Annotated in this window: 4 protein-coding genes; all 4 read left to right on the top strand. The window is 27.9% G+C overall.

Annotation, left to right across the window (positions count from 1 at the left end):
* Positions 1-54 precede the first annotated feature (54 nt).
* Entirely contained in the window at positions 55-1,077 is a 1,023-nt protein-coding gene (locus Q0370_RS02940; RefSeq protein ID WP_299571909.1) for a pseudouridylate synthase, read from the top strand.
* A 171-nt stretch (positions 1,078-1,248) separates the two neighbouring features.
* The gene (locus tag Q0370_RS02935) at positions 1,249-1,665 is read left to right on the top strand and encodes an HD domain-containing protein (RefSeq protein WP_299571907.1); all 417 of its coding nucleotides are present in this window, start codon (positions 1,249-1,251) and stop codon (positions 1,663-1,665) included.
* Between the two features lie 36 nt (positions 1,666-1,701).
* Positions 1,702-2,370: a Fic family protein gene (locus Q0370_RS02930; RefSeq protein ID WP_299571905.1), complete on the top strand. Its 669-nt coding sequence runs from the start codon at positions 1,702-1,704 to the stop codon at positions 2,368-2,370.
* A 46-nt stretch (positions 2,371-2,416) separates the two neighbouring features.
* On the top strand, positions 2,417-3,340 hold a 924-nt coding region (locus tag Q0370_RS02925), incomplete at its 3' end, for an RluA family pseudouridine synthase (protein ID WP_299571903.1).

The following is a 3,340-nucleotide window of genomic DNA, read 5'->3' as shown; positions in this document are numbered from 1 at the left end:
AGTATTCTGGTGTTATAAAGAAAAGTGAATAATAAATTGATTAAGGGATAAAAAATGGAAAAAATTGATATGGAGAAGCCAAAAATAGATAAATTAATAAGAGATTTTGAGAATACAAAATATTTTGGATATATGTTTTTTGTAGAATATGATGGACAGAAATTTGAATCTTTTGATGAAAATCCTAATAAAAAGAGTGTTAAATCAGAATTCAGAAAAATTTTGGAAAAGAATAAAATAAAGATTTTTAAAGGTATTCAGCAGGCTGGAAGAACTGATGCAAATGTGAGTGCAAAAGAAAATATTCTTTATATAAATTCCAAAGAGATAATTGATTTTTCAAAATTAAAATTTTTGGAAACAGAAGAGATGAAAATCAATAAAATATCGAGAACATTGCCATTTCTTGAATTTCCGCAAATGATTGAAAAAAGATATTATATTTATGAATATCCAAAAAAACTTAGGAAAAATGATGAAGAGAGAATAAATAAGATTTGTAAGAAAGTATCTGGGAAAAAGAATTTTTACGAATTTACTTCAGAAAAGGGGAAAAAATTAAAAAATCACACAAGAGAAATTTTTGTGAAGTATGAAAATGGTAAGCTGTATTTTGTAGGAGATGGATTTTTGCCACAGCAGGTGCGGATTATGAGCAATTTTATTTTAAATAATACAAAGTTTGATATTGAAAAGTTAAATGATGGGAATTTTGAAAATAGGAAATTGGGGATAAAAGATAAACCGCTTGATGGGAAATATTTGACACTTGTGAAAGTTGAATTTTCAGAAAAATTAGAGAAAATCAGTTTTTTTGATGTGAAAAATATTGAAGAATTGATAAATTTGAAAAAGAATAATAATGAAAATTTGGAAACAAGAAATTCTGAAATCAAAATAGATGATTTGAATGAACAATTAAAAAGCATTGATAAAGTTAGAAAAATTGAGAGAAATAGTTATTTTACGGTATTTTTTGTTGAAAAGAAAGATAAAGGGGAATTTATTGGAAAAAGAGGGAAAAATATTAGGAAGTTAAAGAGGATTTTTGGAGATATAGTTGTAAAAGAGATTTGAAAAAATTGAAAATATTTTATAGAGTATGTAGAAATTTATTGTTTTTAAAAGTTTTTAGATATTGTTTATAGAAAAATATTGAATGATAAAATTTGATAGCAGGATATTGACGTATCTTATTAGGAAGTTTAGAAAAATAAGAAAAATCAAGATTAGGAAAAGAGTGGAAAAATGTATATAATTAGAAAAGCAATGGAATATTTTAAACCGAAAATTAACAGGGCTTATATGAATGAGGCTTTGAAAAAATTGACAGAAAAAGAAAAGAAAATATTTTTGGAAATGTCCGATTACGATAAGTTTCATTCGCTTGAAGTTTATAAAAAAATAAAAAAAACGGAACTAAAAAACAATGAGAAATATTTAAAATTGGCACTTCTACACGACTGTGGAAAAGAAAATGTGTCGATTATAACGAGAGTTTTGCATAAATTAGGATTTAAAACGCAGTTGCAAAATCACGCACAAAGAAGTTTTGAAAAGCTGGAAAAAGTAGATGAAAAAGTAGCGGTTTTGGCGAAAAATCATCATAATAGAGAATATTCAGAAGAAATGAGAGTTTTTCAGAAATGTGATGATGAGAGTTAAGAAATTGATGAAAAGTTTTTAGAAAAGAGTGATTTTATGAAAGACAAGTATAATATGACATTGGAGGAGAATATTTTTGTTGCGAAAAGAAATATAGTGGATTCAATTTGGAAATCGGCAAATCTGGAAGGAATAGCTGTAACTTATCCTCAGACAGAAACGATTTTTCAGGGACTGGGAGTTCAGAATATGAAAGTTAAGGATATAAATGCCATTGTTAATTTAAAACATTCGTGGGAATTTATTTTGGAAAATATTGAATATCCCCTTGATTTAAACTATATTTGCAAAATTAATCAGCTAATTGGGGAGGCAAATGTAAATCCTTTTCCTGGACAATTGAGATTTTCTGATGTAAGTATGGGTGGAACGGATTGGAAGCCTGAAATTCCAAATAAGGAAAAAGTGAATGATAATTTGAATAAAATTTTGAAATGTGAAAACTCTGCAACAGAAAAAGCAATAAATTTAATGCTATATTTAATGAGAAGCCAGCTTTTTTATGATGGAAATAAAAGAACAAGCATGATGACAGCAAATCATGTAATGATTCAAAATGGTGCTGGAATTATTTCTGTACCAATAAAACAGCAAGAGAAATTTTTGGAACTGCTTGTGAAATTTTATGAAACTAATGATATGAGTGAAATTAAGGAATTGATTTATAATCATTGTATTGACGGGATAAATTTTAAAAGAGAATAAAATTTTGGGAAATAAAAAATTATAAAAGAAAGAAAAATAGATAATTATGAATGAAAAATATGAAGTTGAAAATGAATTTGAAGATGAGATAGATATGGAAAATAGTAAAAATGAGGAAAATATTGTTGTTTTGAATGAAGAGGCTGGGAGCAGGATTGATAAATTTTTGTCAGAAAGGCTCGAGTTGACACGGACACGCATTCAGCAACTTATAAAAGATGAAAATATTTTGGTAAATGAAAAAAAGACAAAGTCTGCTTATAAAATTGAAGAAAATGATACAATAAAAGTTGTAATTCCAGAACTGGAAACTGTTGAAATTAAACCTGAAAACATTGATATTGAAATAATTTATGAAGATAATGATTTGGCAGTTATCAATAAAAAAGCTGGAATTGTTGTACATCCTGCAAATGGACATTATTCGGGAACGCTTGTAAATGCAATTTTGTATCACATTAAAGATTTGTCAGGAATAAATGGAGAAATCCGTCCTGGCATTGTGCATAGGCTAGATAAGGACACAAGCGGACTTTTAATAATCGCCAAAAATGACAAGGCACATCTAAAATTGTCACAAATGTTTCACGATAAAACTGTAAAAAAAACTTATCTTGCAATTTTAAAAGGAAAACTAAACCAGAAAAGCGGAAGAATTGTAACACAAATCGGGCGTGATAAAAACGACAGGAAGAAAATGACTGTAATAAATGACTTAAATTCAGGAAAAACTGCGATTACAAATTACGAAGTAATTTCACAAACTGAAAAATTTACGCTTGTTAAAGTTCATATTGAAACTGGAAGAACTCACCAAATCAGAGTTCACATGAAACATTTAGGCTATCCAATTTTAGGCGACAGTGTCTACGGCAGAACAGACACAGAAAAACGCCAAATGCTTCACGCCTATAAACTTGAATTTCAACATCCAATTACAGAAGAAAATATAGAATTTATTGCAAAATTG

The organism is uncultured Leptotrichia sp. (assembly GCF_938036635.1).
GTDB classification, from domain to species: domain Bacteria; phylum Fusobacteriota; class Fusobacteriia; order Fusobacteriales; family Leptotrichiaceae; genus Leptotrichia; species Leptotrichia hongkongensis.
The sequence above is the reverse complement of the archived record's forward strand: the minus strand, read 5'-3'. Positions and strand labels throughout refer to the sequence as shown.

Coding starts and splice junctions, on each gene's coding strand:
- Q0370_RS02935 (WP_299571907.1), top strand. CDS start 1,249: ATGTATATAATTAGAAAAGCAATGGAATATTTTAAACCGAAAATTAAC.
- Q0370_RS02940 (WP_299571909.1), top strand. CDS start 55: ATGGAAAAAATTGATATGGAGAAGCCAAAAATAGATAAATTAATAAGA.
- Q0370_RS02930 (WP_299571905.1), top strand. CDS start 1,702: ATGAAAGACAAGTATAATATGACATTGGAGGAGAATATTTTTGTTGCG.